General features: G+C 63.8%; 15 protein-coding genes. 7 read left to right on the forward strand and 8 right to left on the reverse strand.

The annotated features are described in order from the left end of the window. Positions 1-131 precede the first annotated feature (131 nt). From J1C56_RS17760 to J1C56_RS17780, 5 genes are all read left to right on the forward strand, one after another. Entirely contained in the window at positions 132-971 is an 840-nt protein-coding gene (locus J1C56_RS17760) for a MurR/RpiR family transcriptional regulator (protein WP_246591557.1), read from the forward strand. Between the two features lie 33 nt (positions 972-1,004). Further along, positions 1,005-2,114 carry an ABC transporter substrate-binding protein gene (locus J1C56_RS17765; RefSeq protein ID WP_420797416.1) on the forward strand — a complete coding sequence of 370 codons (1,110 nt, stop codon included), beginning with the start codon at positions 1,005-1,007 and terminating at the stop codon, positions 2,112-2,114. 109 nt (positions 2,115-2,223) lie between these two features. Beyond that, positions 2,224-3,969 (forward strand): ABC transporter permease, encoded by a 1,746-nt coding sequence (locus tag J1C56_RS17770; protein ID WP_214391405.1) that lies wholly within the window; start codon positions 2,224-2,226, stop codon positions 3,967-3,969. After that, positions 3,966-5,060: an ABC transporter ATP-binding protein gene (locus J1C56_RS17775; RefSeq protein WP_214391406.1), complete on the forward strand. Its 1,095-nt coding sequence runs from the start codon at positions 3,966-3,968 to the stop codon at positions 5,058-5,060. The genes J1C56_RS17770 and J1C56_RS17775 overlap by 4 nt, the downstream gene beginning before the upstream one ends. Then, positions 5,060-5,665, forward strand: a complete 606-nt coding sequence (locus tag J1C56_RS17780) for a histidine phosphatase family protein (RefSeq protein ID WP_214391407.1) — start codon at positions 5,060-5,062, stop codon at positions 5,663-5,665. The genes J1C56_RS17775 and J1C56_RS17780 overlap by 1 nt, the downstream gene beginning before the upstream one ends. 361 nt (positions 5,666-6,026) lie before the next feature. Here J1C56_RS17780 and J1C56_RS17785 read toward each other — a convergent pair whose 3' ends face one another. Continuing rightward, complete coding sequence (locus J1C56_RS17785) at positions 6,027-6,422, reverse strand: c-type cytochrome (protein WP_214391408.1); 396 nt, start codon at positions 6,420-6,422, stop codon at positions 6,027-6,029. A gap of 244 nt (positions 6,423-6,666) precedes the next feature. Between J1C56_RS17785 and J1C56_RS17790 the strand changes: the two genes are divergently transcribed. Continuing rightward, positions 6,667-7,509, forward strand: coding sequence for a DUF2189 domain-containing protein (locus J1C56_RS17790; protein WP_214391409.1), 843 nt, complete (start codon positions 6,667-6,669; stop codon positions 7,507-7,509). Between the two features lie 92 nt (positions 7,510-7,601). Here the strand turns inward: J1C56_RS17790 and J1C56_RS17795 are convergent, their stop codons facing one another. The 7 genes from J1C56_RS17795 to J1C56_RS17825 form a co-directional block, all read right to left on the reverse strand. Continuing rightward, on the reverse strand, positions 7,602-8,072 hold the full coding sequence (locus J1C56_RS17795) for an aminoacyl-tRNA deacylase (protein ID WP_214391410.1): 471 nt from the start codon (positions 8,070-8,072) through the stop codon (positions 7,602-7,604). Positions 8,073-8,202: 130 nt separating this feature from the next. Continuing rightward, positions 8,203-8,586 carry a cytochrome C oxidase subunit IV family protein gene (locus J1C56_RS17800; RefSeq protein WP_214391411.1) on the reverse strand — a complete coding sequence of 128 codons (384 nt, stop codon included), beginning with the start codon at positions 8,584-8,586 and terminating at the stop codon, positions 8,203-8,205. Positions 8,587-8,595: 9 nt separating this feature from the next. Continuing rightward, positions 8,596-9,318: a heme-copper oxidase subunit III family protein gene (locus J1C56_RS17805; protein WP_115730599.1), complete on the reverse strand. Its 723-nt coding sequence runs from the start codon at positions 9,316-9,318 to the stop codon at positions 8,596-8,598. A gap of 11 nt (positions 9,319-9,329) precedes the next feature. Continuing rightward, positions 9,330-10,034, reverse strand: coding sequence for a cytochrome c oxidase subunit 3 (locus J1C56_RS17810; RefSeq protein ID WP_214391412.1), 705 nt, complete (start codon positions 10,032-10,034; stop codon positions 9,330-9,332). Continuing rightward, positions 10,031-11,803, reverse strand: a complete 1,773-nt coding sequence (gene ctaD / locus J1C56_RS17815; RefSeq protein ID WP_214391413.1) for a cytochrome c oxidase subunit I — start codon at positions 11,801-11,803, stop codon at positions 10,031-10,033. The genes J1C56_RS17810 and ctaD overlap by 4 nt, the downstream gene beginning before the upstream one ends. Positions 11,804-11,872: 69 nt before the next feature. Next, a complete protein-coding gene (locus J1C56_RS17820) occupies positions 11,873-12,718 on the reverse strand; it encodes a cytochrome c oxidase subunit II (RefSeq protein WP_214391414.1) in 846 nt (281 codons plus the stop codon). A gap of 240 nt (positions 12,719-12,958) precedes the next feature. Then, complete coding sequence (locus tag J1C56_RS17825; RefSeq protein WP_214391415.1) at positions 12,959-13,156, reverse strand: heavy-metal-associated domain-containing protein; 198 nt, start codon at positions 13,154-13,156, stop codon at positions 12,959-12,961. 270 nt (positions 13,157-13,426) lie between these two features. Between J1C56_RS17825 and J1C56_RS17830 the strand changes: the two genes are divergently transcribed. Further along, positions 13,427-15,958 carry a heavy metal translocating P-type ATPase gene (locus tag J1C56_RS17830; RefSeq protein WP_214391416.1) on the forward strand — a complete coding sequence of 844 codons (2,532 nt, stop codon included), beginning with the start codon at positions 13,427-13,429 and terminating at the stop codon, positions 15,956-15,958. Positions 15,959-16,037: the final 79 nt, after the last annotated feature.

The raw sequence follows: 16,037 nt of genomic DNA on the forward strand, positions 1-16,037 counted from the left end.
GGCGCTCTTCGGAGCGCCTTTTTCATGTCGCCGCACCCGCCTTGCAAGACAGAAAAGCCAATCTTGCACACGTTTGCACTTGACTGCAAGATATCTTGCATCATAAGAGTCGAGTGCAAAATGGATGCAAGATGATGACGCTGCTGGATCGCATCAAGAGCCATTCGACCCGCCTCACCGAGGCCGACCAGCGACTCGTCTCAGCCCTGCTCGAAAACGCCGCCGAAGCCGCCTTCCTGTCGAGCGCCAGGCTTGCCGAACGCGCCAGCGTGCATGAGGCGGCAACCACCCGGCTGGCGCAGAAGCTTGGCTTCAAGGGCTATCCCGAACTGCGCTCGCAGCTGCAGCGCGAACTGGTCGAGAGCCAGGACGCCGCCGAACGCATGCGCCGCTCCGTCGCCAAGGTCGAGCATGGCGACTTCCTGCTCGACCTGATCGGCAGCGAGATCGCCGCCCTCGAACATCTGCGCCTCGCCGTCTCGCAAGAAAGCATCAACCGCGCCGCCGACATGATCGTCGACGCCAGGCGCATCTTCCTGTTCGGCCAGGGCCATGCCCAGTCGATCACCCAGTTCCTGCGCCGCCGGCTCGACCGCTTCGGCATGACCACCATCGTGCTCGAGGGCCGTGGCCGCGACATTGCCGAGCGCGTGGTCGGCATGGAAAAGGGCGACCTCGTGCTGGCGCTGGCCTTCCGCAAGCAGCCGACCAGCTATGCCCCGCTTGTCGAGCACTGTCATGCGCAAGGCGCCAAGGCGATGCTGGTCACCGACCTTGCCGGCACCATGATGCAGCCCCAAGCCGACCTTGTGCTGGCCGCACCGCGTGGTCGTTCGGGCAGCGAGTTCCAGACGCCGACGGTGCCGTTCGCCATCGTCAACGCCATTCTCTTGACCATTGCCGGCCGGCACCAGACGCGCGTCATGGGCGCGCTCGAACGCCTGTCGGGCCTGTTCGACGAATTCGATTGAGAAAAACCTGGGAGGGAAAATATGCTCAAGTCGATGAAATGGACGCTTTTCGCAGCAGCCGCCTTGCTGCCCCTGGCAGCCAGTGCTGCCGAACTCGACGCCATGAGCGTCAAGGAACTGCTGCCGCTGGCGCAGAAGGAAGGCAAGGTCACCGTCTTCTCGCTGTCGAGCCGCATCGCCAAGGTCGAGAAGGCCTTCGAGGAAACCTATCCCGGCATCGACCTCGTCGGCATCGACATGAGCTCGGTCAAGCAGATCGCCCGCGTCGTTGCCGAGCAGACTGCCGGCGTCAACGCCGTCGACGTGCTCTACATCGCCGACACGCCGGTGGTCTATGAAGACCTGGTCAAGACCAACCGCGTCGTGCCTTACGTCCCGCCGCGTGTATCAGGCGAACTCGCCGACGAGCACAAGACCCCGCTCCTGACCCAGCGCCTGTCGACCAAGGTGCTGATGTACAACGAAGCCTCAAACCCCAATGGCGCGCCGATCAAGAACCTGTGGCAGCTGACAACGCCGGAATGGAAAGGCCGTGTCCTGATGGTCGATCCGCTGCAGCGCGGCGAGTTGCTCGACCTGCTGGTTGAATTCTCGCTGCGCCCCGACGAGATGGCCAAGGCCTACGAGGCGCAGTTCGGCAAGCCGATCACCGTCGACAGCGACCTGCAGGGCGCCGGCGAACAGTTCGTCCGCGACCTGTTTGCCAACGACCTCGTCATGGTTCCCAATTCCGACGTCATCAACAAGGCCATCGGCGACAAGACCTCGGCCAATCCGCCTGTCGGCTTCGCCACCTATTCCGACCGCCGCGACAACGACAAGGAAGGCTGGGCGCTGCAGGTCGCCAACGACGTCGAGCCCTCCAATGGCATTTTGTTTCCGGCAGTCCTTGCGCTGGTCGACAAGGCGCCTAGCCCGGCTGCGGCACGGTTGCTGATCGACTTCATGATGGGCGACGATTCTGCCACCGGCGGACCGGCCTTCGAGCCCTTCAACGTGCCAGGCGACTACGCCGTGCGACCGACTGTGAAAGACAGCCCGGATTCCGTGCCGCTCAAGGAGCTCAAGGCCTGGCGCATCGATCCGGTCAAGACCGCCGCTGCCCGCAAGCGTATCGCCGACCTGGTGCTGACGCTGCAATGACCGCGGCCGGACCGGCGCCTCGGGGGAGGCGCCGGTCCACACCCTTAGCCCGCCCAGCCGCTTCGCCGCGGCCTTGTTGCCCCCGGTCTCTCCTGTGAGAAAGCTTGTCATGTCCGTCGTCGCAACATCCGTGTTGTCGAGGAGAGGCTTTTTGCGCTCCGAAACACTCGTTCCCATCATCCTGATCCTGATCGTCGGCATCCTCGTCATCGCGCCGCTGGTCAAGATCGTGCTGTCCACCCTGACCGTCGAAGGCCGTGATGCCTGGCAGGCGGTGCTTGCCTCCAAGATGTCCGAAAACCTGTGGTGGCGCCCGCTGTGGAACACCGTGCTGCTCGGTGTCGGCGTTGCCGCCGGCTGCATCCTGATCGGCGGCTTCCTTGCCTGGCTGGTGATGCTCACCGACGTGCCGGCGCCCCGGACCATTGGCCTGCTTGCCACCATGCCGTTCATGATCCCGAGTTTTGCCGCGGCCCTTGCATGGGGCGCCTTGTTCCGCAACAGCCGGCTTGGCGGTTCCGTCGGCTTCTTCGAGGCCAATGGCTATATCGTTCCCGACTGGCTCGCCTGGGGCCTGGTGCCGACGCTGATCGTGCTGATTGCGCATTACTACTCGCTCGCCTTCACCGTCATCTCGGCCGCCTTGAGTTCGATCGGCGCCGATCTTGTCGAGGCCGCCCAGGTCGCCGGCGCCAGGCGCTCGCGCATCTTCTTCGGCATCATCCTGCCGGTCGTCACCCCGGCACTGATCGCTGCGGCATCGCTGACCTTTGCCGGGGCCGTCTCCAACTTCGCCGCCCCTGCCCTGCTCGGCCTGCCGGTGCGCATGCAGACGCTGTCGACACGCCTGTTCGGTATGATCGAGACCGGCCAGACCGAGCGCGGTTTCGTCATCGCGCTTCTCTTGATCGTCGTCTCCGCCTCCTTCCTGTGGCTCGGCGAACGCCTTGTCGCCGGCCGCAAGAACTTCGTCACCGTCACCGGCAAGGGCGGCCGCACCAAGCGCTTCCCGCTCGGCAAGTGGCGCTGGCCGCTGTTCGCCGTTGCCGTGCTGCTCTGCCTGCTCACCACCTTCCTGCCGGCGCTGATCCTCACCGCATCCAGCTTCGCGCTGCAGAACGGCTCGCTGTTTTCCAACTGGACGACGCATTTCTGGATCGGTGAAGGCGGCACCGACATGGCGCAGGGCCAGGCCGGCATCTTCCGCAATCCGGTGTTGATCGAAGCTCTGTGGATGACGCTGAAGCTCGCCGTGACAGTGGCTGTCACCACCATGGCGCTCGGCCTGGCGCTGGCCCACACCATCGCCCGCAACAAGGGCACGGTTTTGGCAACGGTGCTCGGCCAGGTCTCGTTCACGCCGATCCTGATCCCCTCCATCGCCTTCGCCGCCGCCTACATCGCCCTGTTCGGCGCGCCCATCGGGCCGCTGCCATCGCTCTACGGCACCTTCCTGCTTCTGGTGCTCGCTGCCTCCGCCCACCTTTTGCCCTATGCGGTCCAGTCCGGCCGCTCGGTGCTCGGCCAGATCTCGGCCGACATCGAGGAAAGCGCCCGGCTGACCGGCGCCGGCTTCTTCCGCCGCATGGGCGCGATCATCATGCCGCTGGCCATCCGTGGCCTGCTGGCCGGCGCGCTGCTGGTCTTCGTCAAGATCGTGCGAGACCTGTCGCTGGTGGTGCTGCTGTTCACCTCGACCTCGCCGGTGCTCAGCATGCTTGCCTATCGCTATGCCGCCGAAGGCTTCATGCAGTTCGCCAACGCCATCACCATGGTCATCCTCGTCCTCTGCGTCGTCGCCACGCTCCTGGCGCACCGCCTGCAGAACCGCGTCCAGAAGTGGAAATCCGCATGAGCCCCGCCAACGGCAATCCGGCCGCGATCGCGATCCGCAACGTCTCCAAGCGTTTCGGCAGCTTCACCGCCGTCGACAATGTCGACATCTCGGTGCCGCAAGGCGCATTCCTGGTGCTGGTCGGCCCATCCGGCTGCGGCAAATCGACATTGCTCAGGATGCTTGCCGGGCTCGAAACCCCGAGCGAAGGCGAAATGGCCTTCATGGGCCGCATCGTCTCCGACGGCACCCGCGGCCTCGTCGCCGATGCCGGTGCCCGCGACGCCGGCCTTGTCTTCCAGAGCTATGCGCTGTGGCCGCACATGACCGTCGCCGGCAACATTGAATGGCCGCTCAAGGTGGCGAAATGGAGCAAGGCCGACCGCGCCGCCCGTGTCGACGAGGTGCTGGGCCTGCTCGGCATCGCGGCGCTCAAGGAGCGCTACCCGGCCGAGATCTCCGGCGGCCAGCAACAGCGCGTGGCGATTGCCCGCACCATTGGCCCCAAGCCGAACATCCTGCTGTTCGACGAGCCTTTGTCCAATCTCGATGCCAAGCTGCGCATCGAGATGCGCAGCGAGCTGATGCGCATCCACCGCGCCACCGGCGCGACCTCAGTCTACGTCACCCACGACCAGGTCGAGGCGATGACCATGGCGAGCCATGTCGCCGTGCTCAACAATGGCAAGGTCGAACAGTTCGGCGCACCGCTGGAGCTTTTGGAAAACCCGCGCACGACCTTTGTCGCCACCTTCCTCGGCACGCCGCCGGCCAATCTGATCGAAGTCAACAAGAGCGGCGACGGCCTTGTCTATGACGGCCTGCGCCTGGCCGACGCCAGCCGCGCAGAAGCGCAGGATGGTGTGCAGCTTCTCTACCGCGCCCACGATCTGATGGTCGGCGACGTCGAGGGGCGGCCGACGATCAGCGCGCGTTTCGAGGAAGCCGCCCCGATCGCCGGGCGCACGATGGTGACGGCGTTTTCGAACGGCCAGCGGCTGACGGCGATGGCCGACGGCTACTTCCGTGCCGCGATCGGCGACCAGATAAGCCTCAGCTTCGTCAACGGGCCGAGCGCAGTTTTTGCAATGAGCGGTGAAAGGATTAGCTGATGAGACTGGTAATGGTGCGCCATGGCGAGACCACCTGGAATGCCGAGCACAGGCTGCAGGGCCACGACAATGCGCCGCTGTCGCCGCGTGGCATCAAGCAGGTCCAGAGTTTCGCATCCTTCGCCAAGGCGATGGCGCCTGACCATGTCGTGGTCTCCGACCTTGGCCGGACGCGCCAGACCGCCGGCCTGCTCGGCTATGGCGACGCACCGCTCGACCCGCGTCTGCGCGAGATCGACATGGGCAACTGGACCGGCCGCATCAAGCAGGAGCTCGAGGCCGAGCGACCGCACGAATATCTCGCTTGGCGCGCCGGCACCTTCACCCCCGACAGAGGCGAGCCATGGGCGGATTTCTGCGCCCGGATCGTCGAAGGCTTGCGCGACTGTTTGAGGAAGTGCAACGGCGACACGCTCGCCATCGTCCATGGCGGTGTCATCCGCGCTGCCTGCCACGCCTTCCTGGGACTGCCGCCGTCACGCGTCGTGCCGGTGACGCCTGGTACCGCAACGATCCTGAGCTTCGATACGGCCGACGCCCCGACGGCACGGCTCGAAGCCTACAATATCGCGGCTGTGGCGCCCGATTTCGACGCACCGGACTGAGATCGCGCAAAGGAAATGATGCGGCTGCCTAGCCCCCCAGAGCAAGCCGCAATTTCCCCTCCAAGGGAAGGCGTAATAGCTAAGTGACTTAAAACCAATGCATACAGTATTGCAAAGAGATACCGGCTTCATACAATGTCAGCAAGGTGTAATTTCACGGCAAGTATCGAACCTCGCGCTTTTCCAAGGCAAAGAGGCGCGCTCAGGCCGGTTTGATCAAAGCCTCGTCCAAAAGCGTACAGGAAGCATCCCTGACGCTGCCTGCAAGCCGGAATACCAAAAGCCCCTCCGTTCGCGCATGCGACCGGGCAGGTGACCATCGTCTAGTCCGATGAAAGACAGTGGCGGCTTGCGCCTACTGCTACTTCGACATCTCTTCGATGTAGGCGATCACATTGGCGATGTCGGCATCTTCCTTGAGACCAGCGAAAGCCATTTTGTTGCCCGGCACCTTCTCTTTCGGCGTCTTCATATAGGCGGCGATGTTGGCCTCGTCCCACACGAGGCCACCGGCACCGGCCTGTTTCATGGCGTCGGAGTACTTGGCTTCGAAGCTCGGCAGCGTGCCCGCCGTGCGGCCGATGACACCATGCAGCGATGGGCCGACCTTGTTCTTGTCGACTGCCATGTCGTGGCAGGCCATGCATTTGGTGAAGACCTTCTTGCCGGCCGCCGCATCGCCCGCCGCATGAACCGGATTGGTGGCTAGAACCGAAGCTGCAAGAAGGGCTTGTACGCCCCATGCTGTCAGTCTCATGGCTGTCTCCCTGGTCAGGCCGGCGCCTGGCGCCGACGCTGCCGATACTAGCGTTGCCTTTGCCAACGCACCATGCGCCATTCCGTTGCAGCCTTTGGAGCCAACACGCTGGAGGGGCGACAAGCGCCGCGATGGTTGCTATCATCCTTGCCGGTGCAGGTCGCGGTTTTGCGTGACCAGACACGCTGGACGGCAGCACCGCAAGCCGCGACCCGAACCGGACCCGATCCCGGAGGAATGGTTCATGGCAAATTTCCACGTCTACGCAGCAGGCACTGGCAGCAACGTCGAACAACCCGCCATACGTCGGATAGGGGTTGCGGATGTCTTCGACGCGCTTCGTCTGGGATTTGAAGATTTTTGGGACAAACCCTCACACTATGTCTTCTTATGCCTGATCTATCCGGTTGTCGGCGTGTTCCTGATCACATGGACCTCCGGCGGCAACGCGCTCCAGCTGATCTATCCGCTGGTCACCGGCTTCGCCCTGCTCGGACCGTTCGCTGCACTCGGCCTCTACGAGATCAGCCGCAGGCGGGAGCAACATCTCGACACGTCGTGGAAGCATGCCTTCGAGGTGAGGCAGTCGCCCGCCATGCCGGCCATCGCGGTCCTCGGCATCATGCTGATGGCGTTGTTCGTGGCCTGGCTGTTCACCGCGCAGGCGCTGTTCGCATGGCTCTATGGCGACACCGCACCGGCGAGCTACACCGCCTTCATCAACGACGTGCTGACCACCCAGCGCGGCTGGACGCTGGTCATCGTCGGCAACCTCGTCGGCTTGCTGTTCGCCCTTGTCGCGCTGAGCACCACTGTCGTCGCCTTCCCGCTGCTGCTTGATCGCGACATCGGCGCCTACGCCGCGGTCGAAACCTCGGCACGGGCGATCATGGCAAACCCGGTGCCGATGCTGCTCTGGGGCCTGATCGTTGCCGCCGGTCTGGTCCTGGGATCGATACCGCTGCTCGTCGGCCTGGCCATCGTGCTGCCGGTGCTCGGCCATTCGACCTGGCACCTCTACCGCAAGCTGATCGAACCGGCGCCCGCACCTGTGCCCGTCAAGAAGTCGCGCAAACGCGCAGCCTGAACTATCCCCGCCGCCGGCGTCCGGCCGTCGGCTCACCCCTCGATCGAAAAACTTCGCCCGCCCTGTTCAAGGGGCGGGCGCTTCAGTTGGCCTCACGCCGGGTGGCTGAAGCGGGCGACCCGTGCACCTTGCAACAGGTTGCGGAAGTCAGCGCCCGTGACATGCACCAGCGTCCTGTGGTCGCCGCCTTCGAAATAGACGTCGCCATCCGCGCCGAAGCTTTCGTCGAGGATGACAGGCACGTCATAGGCGGCACCCACCGGCGGCACGGCACCGATGTCGCAGTCGTTGAACAGCTGGCTGACCTCGTCTTCCGAGGCGAGCCCGAGACGCTTGTCGATCACGTCCTGCAACGTGCTGAGCTCGACCCGGTGGCTGCTGGGAACCACCGCCAGCGCATAGCCCGTTTCATGGTGCAGCAGCACCGATTTGGCCAGCCTGCGGCCGGGGACGTGCGCCGCCTGCGCCGTCTGGCTGCTGGTCGAGGTCCGGTGATGGGCAACGGTATCGTAGTTGATACCCTTGCCGGTCAGGTAGTCTTCAAGTTTCCTTGCGATCGTCATCGTGGGCGTCCTTCTGTTGGCATGGTGACGCATCGGAGAACGAGAAAGCTCATTCTCCTCCCATCATTTTTCCTGTCAACGAAGAACGCATGCCGCCGGCCGAGCCGTCGGCCGGCCAAATTGCCCGTGCCTATTGCCCGGTGCCGAACGACAGTACCCGGGTGATTTCCGTATAGCGGGACTCGACCACCATGATCGCGACGAACACCAGGATCACCAGCGGCGGCACGATGATGGCGTAGCTCAGCGCCAGCCGCTCCCAGGCCATGTGCATGAACACGGCGACGATCAGCCCGGCCTTGAGCATCATGAAGATCAGGATCAGGCTCCATCTGAGCATGCCCTGAAGAGCGAAATAATCGACCGCGTAAGAGCAGGCGCTGAGGATGAACAGCCAGCCCCAGACGACGAGATAGAGCTTGATCGGGTGCTGCTGCCCTTCGGCATGCGCCATTGCCGGAGCGGGAGCGGCATGTCCGTGCAGCCCGTGATCCTGCGCTTCTACCTGTGCCATCGCTTCACCTCACCAAAGATAGAAGAACGCGAAAATGAACACCCACACCAGATCGACGAAGTGCCAGTAGAGCCCCATGATCTCGACGCTCTCATACTGGCCCCGCCGGCTGGTGAAGAACCCCCGTTCGCCGGTCTCGTAGTCCCCGCGCCAGACCTTGCGCGCGACGATCAGAAGGAAGATCACGCCGATGGTCACGTGGGTGCCGTGGAAGCCGGTGATCATGAAGAAGGTCGAGCCGAACTGTGCTGCACCCCACGGGTTCTCCCATGGCCGCACGCCCTCGCTGATCAGCTTGGTCCACTCGAAGGCCTGCATGCCGACGAAGGTGGCGCCAAGGGCTGCGGTCAACAACATCAGGATCGCCGTCTTCCTGCGGTCGCGGCGGTAGCCGAAATTGACCGCCATCGCCATCGTGCCGGACGACGAGATCAGCACGAAGGTCATGATCGCGATCAGGATCAGCGGGATGTTCTGGCCGAACAGATGCAGGGCGAAGACCTCGCTCGGGTTCGGCCACGGCACGACAGTCGACATGCGCGCGGTCATGTAAGACAGCAGGAAGCAGCCGAAGATGAATGTGTCGCTGAGCAGGAAGATCCACATCATGGCCTTCCCCCAGGAGACACCCTTGAACGCCCGCTGGTCCGACGACCAGTCTGCGATGAAGCCGCGCAGGCCCGGCGGCCGCGGCGCGGTGTGGTCGACATGTCCCAGCGTGGTTTCGGCCATCCGCGTTCTCCTCAGCTCAGCAATTGGCGGCAGATGTCGACGAAGTCGGCGGCCCAGCCGGCCAGCACGGCAAACAGCACCAGCCACACGACGAGCAGCACGTGCCAGTACATGGCGCACAGTTCTGTCGTCAGTGTGAGCTTTGCCGGCCTTTCGCCGCGCCACGCCCTGACATTGGTTCGGCCAAGCACCAACAGCCCGCCTATGATGTGCAGGCCGTGCATCGCAGTGATCAGGTAGAAGAAGCTGACGGCCGGGTTCTCGGCGGCGAAGTAGCCGCCGGCGGCAAGGTCGCGCCAGGCCAGCAACTGCCCACCGAGGAACGCCACCGACGTCAGCGCGCCCACAAGCAAGGCAAGGCGCAGATTGTCGACCTGCCCCTTATGCGCGGCGACCACTGCACATTGCAGCGCCACGCTCGCCAGCAGCAGCATGCCGGTGTTGAGCCACAGCAGCCGCGGCATCGGCGCCGCCTGCCAGTCGGCGTAGACCATGCGCATGAAATAGGCGCTGATGAACAGCGCAAACAGCGCGCCGACGACAGCGAGAAACACTCCGAGGCCGAGCTTTGCCGGATGCAGCAGTGACGCTTCCGTCTCGGGAAAGGCATTGACCGGCCCTGCTTCCAGCCACGGCTTGGACATCAGCCGCTGGCGCGCCAGCCACCAGCCGGCGACCGCGGTGACCAAAGCGAGGAAGATCAGGATGGCGCTCATGCCGGCCCGCCTTGCGTTGCCGGACCCGGATCGTTCTGGGCGATGAAATCCTCAGCTGCGCCTGGTACCGAGTAGTCATAGGCCCAGCGGTAGACGACGGGCAGTTCCTTGCCGAAATTGCCATGCGGCGGTGGTGTTCCCGCCGTCTGCCATTCCAGCGTCGTTGCCCGCCATGGATTGTCGCCCGCTTCCTTGCCGTGGCGGATGCTCCAGAACAGGTTGAACAGGAACACCAGCTGGGCGAAGCCGACGGTCAGTGCTGCGACGGTGATGAACTCGTTCAGCGTATGCACCGACGGCGGGATGAAGGCCGTGTCGCCGAGCTCGGGATAACGCCGGGGAACGCCGACCAGCCCGACATAATGCATCGGGAAGAAGATCAGATAGGCGCCGATGAAGGTGACCCAGAAGTGGAACCGGCCCATCCACTCGTTGAGCATCCGGCCGGTCATCTTGGGATACCAGTGATAGACCGCGCCGAAGACGACCATGATCGGCGCCACGCCCATCACCATGTGGAAATGGGCAACGACGAACATGGTGTCCGACAATGGCACGTCGACGACGACGTTGCCCAGGAACAGCCCGGTAAGCCCGCCATTGACGAAGGTGACGATGAAGGCGAGCGCAAACAGCATCGGGATGGTCAAATGGATATCGCCGCGCCACAGGGTCAGCACCCAGTTATAGACCTTGATCGCCGTCGGTACGGCGATGATCAGGGTGGTGGTGGCAAAGAAGAAGCCGAAATAGGGATGCATGCCCGAGACATACATGTGGTGCGCCCAGACCACGAAGGACAGCGCGCCGATGCCGACGATCGCCCACACCATCATGCGGTAGCCGAAGATGTTCTTGCGCGCATGGGTGCTGATCAGGTCAGAGACGATGCCGAAGGCCGGCAGCGCCACGATGTAGACCTCTGGATGGCCGAAGAACCAGAACAGGTGCTGGAACATGATCGGGCTGCCGCCATTATGCGGCGACTGCTCGCCCATCTCGACGATCGCCGGCATGAAGAAGCTCGAGCCGATGGCGCGGTCGAACAGCATCATCACGCAGGCGACGAACAGGGCAGGGAAGGCCAGCAGCGCCATGACGGTGGCGGTAAAGATGCCCCACACCGTCAGCGGCAGCCGCATCAGCGTCATGCCGCGCGTGCGCCCCTGCAGCACGGTCACGACATAGTTGAGACCGCCCATGGTGAAGCCGATGATGAACAGGATCAGCGACACCAGCATCAGGATGATGCCCGGTCCCGTGCCGCCTGGCGTGCCCGAAAGGATCGCCTGCGGCGGATAGAGCGTCCAGCCGGCACCCGTCGGCCCGCCGGGCGCGAAGAAGCTTGCCACCAGCACCAGCACGGCGAGCAGGTAGATCCAGTAGCTCAGCATGTTGACATAGGGAAACACCATGTCGCGCGCGCCGACCATCAGCGGGATCAGGTAGTTGCCGAAACCGCCGAGGAACAGGGCCGTCAACAGGTAGATGACCATGATCATGCCGTGCATGGTCATGAACTGGTAATAGGCCTCGGGCGTGATGAAATCGAAGGTGCCGGGAAAGCCGAGCTGCAGCCGCATCAGCCACGACAGCACCAGCGCGACGAGCCCGATGGCAAGTGCGGTGCCCGAATACTGGATGGCGATGACCTTGGCGTCCTGCGAGAAGACATATTTCGTCCACCAGCTGTGCGGATGGTAGAGCTCCATCTCGCCCACTTCCGCTGGCGGGATGAGGTCTGCTCCGTGAGGCGTGACATCGACCATGCGTTCACCTGTTGCTCTTGCCTCTGGCTTTCGCGGTGAGGCCGCTTTCGAGCGGTCGCGCCGTGTCTCCTATTCCATCGCCGCCACGGCTTTCGCCTGGTCGGCAAGCGCACCCACCTTGGCCGGGCCGGTCAGCTGGGCGAATGTCGACTGCTGCTGCAGCCAGCTCGTGTAGTCCTGTTCGGTGTCGACCATGACGATGCCGCGCATGAAACCGTGTCCGGTGCCGCAGAGTTCCGCGCACAGCACTTCGAAGGTGCCCGTCCGTGTCGGGGTGAACCAGAAATAGGTGACCATGCCCGGCACCATGTCCATCTTGGCGCGGAACTCGGGCACGTAGAAATCATGCAGCACGTCGATTGAGCGCAGCAGCATCTTGACCGGCTTGTCGATCGGCAGATGCAGGTCGGCCGCCTCGACCACGACATCGTCCTGGCCGTTGGGATCTTCGGGATTGATGCCGAGCGGATTGTCGGCATTGATCAGCCGGGCATTCGACGTGCCGAGCTTGCCGTCAGCACCTGGCAGCCTGTAGCTCCATTGCCATTGCTGGGCGACGACCTCGACCTCGGTTGCATCCTTGGGCACGGTGACGAACTGCTTCCAGACATAGAGGCCCGGCGCCAGCATCGCCGCCACGCCGACCGCCGTCACCAGTGTCAGCCAGGATTCGAGCTTCCTGCTTTCGGGTTCATAGGCGGCCTTCTGCCCTTCCTTGTGGCGGAAGCGGTAGACGCAGTAGGCCATGAACAGGACAACTGCCGAGAACACGGCGCCGGTAATCCAGAAAGTCGCAACAAGAGTGCTGTCGATGTAGCCCCAGTTGGAGGCTATCGGCGTCCACCACCACGGGCTCAGCGCATGAAACAGCACCGAGCCTACGACAACAAGAACGAGTACGAGCGCTATGGCCATCCTCTGTCCTCCCCGGCATTCCGGGGGACGCTGTCCCAGCAGGAAGGCCAGCCGCATCATAGCTTGATTTGGCGCGGAAATACTAGGGGATCAGGACGGTTGCAGGTTGCGTCATGTTCGCGCGGCCACTTGTGGCTGCGGAAACTCTTGCGCAAACGGCTTTATGCTGTTGAGTGCGAAGTCAAACGAAGTGGGCGGCGCACCGCCCCCGGTCGCGCCGCCCTTTCCGGAAGGCAGGCTTCAGACGGCCTGGGCCGGATAGCCGGCCGCGTCGAGCGCCTGGGCAACCTTGGAGGCGTCAGCGCTGGTTTCGACTGATACCGTCTGCGCCTTGAGGTCGATATCGATCCGCGCGCCCGCATCGACGCTCTGCACCGCCTTGGTGACCATGCCCGCGCAATGGCCGCAGGTCATGTCGGGAACATTCATCTTCAGCATTTCAAGATCCTTGTCTGGGTCGGCATCGCGCCGTGACTGCAATCTGGTGTTTCCAGCAACTGGAAGGTCAAACATTTTTTCGATCACGGATTTGTTACCATGACCTTATCCTGTTCGGCACAGCCTCACGGGCTGCGGTGGAGTGACAAAAATCAATATTTTCAGCCGGTTACATTATTTCTGAAAAACGTCCACGAAAGCTGTTGACCTTCCCAACACTGGAAGCCTTAGACCTCGTTTTCGAAATTGATGACATAGAGGTCCATGACCATGAACGCTCCATTCAACCCGCCCAATGCGCCAGCCGGCACCATCAGGCAAAGCTTCCCGATCGAGGGCATGACCTGCGCCTCCTGCGTGCGCCGCGTCGAGCTGGCCATCGCCAAGGTGCCTGGTGTGGCCACTGTTGCGGTCAACCTCGCCACTGAAAGCGCCGACGTGACCTTCGGTGGCAGCATCGACTCCGACGGAGTCATCGCTGCCATCCGCAACGCCGGCTACGACGTGGCGGTCGAAAAGATCGAAGTCGAAATCGAGGGCATGACCTGCGCGTCCTGCGTGGGCCGGGTCGAAAAGGCCATTGCTGCCGTCCCCGGCGTGAAGACCGCCTCGGTCAATCTCGCCACCGAACGCGCCACCATCGAGACGCTTGCCGGCACCACCCGCGCGGCGATCGACGCCGCCATCCGCAAGGCCGGCTACGAGCCGCGCCGCAGCGACACAGCGGGCGCCGAAGGCGACAGCCGCGAGGACGCCCGTAACCGTGAGTTCTCCAACCTCAAGCGCGACTTTGGCATCGCCGCCACCCTCACCCTGCCGATCTTCGTGCTGGAGATGGGTTCGCACGCCATCCCCGCGCTGCACCACTGGCTGATGATGAATGTCAGCCAGCAGAAGCTCTACATCGCCTTCTTCGTGCTCGCGACCATCGTCCAGTTCGGCCCTGGCCTGCGCTTCTACAAGAAGGGCGTGCCGGCCTTGCTGCGGCTCGCGCCCGACATGAACTCGCTGGTCGTGCTTGGCTCGACTGCCGCCTGGGCTTATTCGGTCGTCGCCACCTTTGCCCCCGGCGTGCTGCCGGCAGGCACCGCCAATGTCTATTTCGAGGCGTCGGCGGTCATCGTCACGCTGATCCTGCTCGGCCGCGTGCTCGAGGCCAAGGCCAAGGGCCGCACCAGCGAAGCGATCAAGCGGCTGATGGGCTTGCGGGCCAAGTCGGCGCGCGTCGAGCGCAACGGGGAATTCGTCGACGTTCCGCTCGAGGCAGTCGTTGCCGGCGATGTCGTACAGGTGCGCCCCGGCGACAAGGTGCCGGTCGACGGCATCGTGCTCACCGGCTCGTCCTTCGTCGACGAATCCATGATCTCGGGCGAACCCATCCCCGTCAGCAAGGGCGAAGGTGCTGAAGTCGTCGGCGGCACGATCAACAAGACCGGCTCCTTCACCTACCGCGCCACCAAGGTCGGTGCTGACACGCTGCTGGCCCAGATCATCCGCATGGTCGAGACAGCGCAGGGTTCGAAGCTGCCCATCCAGGCGATGGTCGACAAGGTCACGGCCTGGTTCGTGCCGGCAGTGATGGCCGCGGCCGCCCTGACCTTCCTGGTTTGGCTGGTCTTCGGTCCAGAGCCTGCAATGAGCTTTGCGCTGGTCAACGCCGTTGCGGTACTCATCATCGCCTGCCCATGTGCCATGGGTCTGGCCACCCCGACCTCGATCATGGTCGGCACCGGCCGCGCCGCCGAACTCGGCGTGCTGTTCCGCAACGGCGAGGCTTTGCAGTCGCTGAAGTCGACAGAGGTGGTGGCGCTCGACAAGACCGGCACGCTGACCGCCGGCAAGCCCGTGATGACCGACCTCGAAGTCGCCAACGGGTTTGAGCGTACGAAGGTGCTCGCCCTTGTGGCCGCAGTCGAGGCCCAATCCGAACACCCGGTCGCGGCGGCCATCGTCGTTGCTGCCAAGGAAGAAGGTCTCGCTTTGGCCGAGATCGACTCCTTCGAGGCGGTGCCCGGCTTTGGCGTCAGCGCCAGCGTTGGCAAGCGTCGCGTTAATGTCGGCGCCGACCGCTACATGGCCAAGCTCGGCATCTCGGTGCAGGAGTTCGCCGAGACTGCGGTTCGCATGGGCTACAAGGCCAAGACCCCGCTCTATGCGGCCGTCGATGGCAAGCTCGCCGCCGTGATCGCCGTCTCCGACCCGATCAAGCCGACGACACCGCAGGCCATCCGCGCCCTGCACGATCTGGGTCTGAAGGTGGCGATGATCACCGGCGACAACCGCCGCACGGCCGAAGCCATCGCCGCCCAGCTCGGCATCGACGAGGTCGTCGCCGAAGTGCTGCCCGACGGCAAGGTCGACGCCATCAAGCGCCTGCGTGCTGGTGGCCGGGCGGTGACTTTCGTCGGCGATGGCATCAACGATGCCCCTGCCCTGGCCGAGGCCGATGTCGGCATTGCCATCGGCACCGGCACTGACGTCGCCATCGAAAGTGCCGACGTCGTGCTGATGTCCGGCGACCTGCTTGGGGTCACCAACGCGATTGCGCTGTCCAAGGCGACGATTGCCAACATCAGGCAGAACCTGTTCTGGGCCTTCGCCTACAACGCCGCCCTGATCCCGGTCGCCGCCGGCGTGCTCTACCCGGTCAGCGGCACGCTGTTGTCGCCGATGCTGGCGGCAGGTGCGATGGCGATGTCGAGCGTCTTCGTGCTCGGCAATGCGATGCGGCTGAAGCGCTTCAAGGCTCCGGCCCGCGCAACCGCCGTATCGGGCGCCCCGTCGCTGGTCCCTGCCGAGTAACCAACCCAGCGGCCTGCCTCGCAAAGCGCGATCCCGAAAGATCGTGCTTAAACGAGGAGGCAGGCCGCTCCTCCCCTCT

The organism is Aminobacter anthyllidis (genome assembly GCF_018555685.1).
In the GTDB taxonomy this organism is placed as follows: domain Bacteria; phylum Pseudomonadota; class Alphaproteobacteria; order Rhizobiales; family Rhizobiaceae; genus Aminobacter; species Aminobacter anthyllidis.